Genomic DNA, 318 nt, shown 5'->3' on the forward strand with positions numbered 1-318 from the left:
TATATTATATAATTCTCTAAAAACCTTTATTTTATGCGGGTTATAAAAAAATAAAATTCAATAATTTAAGAAAGAAATATTACTCAATATAAAAACTTTCTTTCTTAAAACCAAAAAAATCCTAAACAAAATGTTTAGGATTTATGGTGCATCATCAGGGGATCGAACCCGGGACACCCTGATTAAGAGTCAGGTGCTCTACCAACTGAGCTAATGATGCATATTACCTGGCAACGTTCTACTCTCCCACACAGTCCCCCGTGCAGTACCATCGACGCTGTAGAGCTTAACTTTCCTGTTCGGAATGGGAAGGAGTGT

General features: G+C 36.2%; 1 tRNA gene and 1 rRNA gene. Both read right to left on the reverse strand.

From position 1 onward, the window contains the following. Window positions 1-144: 144 nt before the first annotated feature. Window positions 145-220, reverse strand: a tRNA-Lys gene (locus tag BHW04_RS01170). 5 nt (window positions 221-225) lie between these two features. Further along, a 5S ribosomal RNA gene (gene rrf / locus BHW04_RS01175) occupies window positions 226-318 on the reverse strand; the annotation flags it as partial.

Origin of the sequence: Clostridium sp. 29_15, assembly GCF_001916075.1 — a bacterium.
GTDB classification, from domain to species: domain Bacteria; phylum Bacillota; class Clostridia; order Clostridiales; family Clostridiaceae; genus Clostridium; species Clostridium lentum.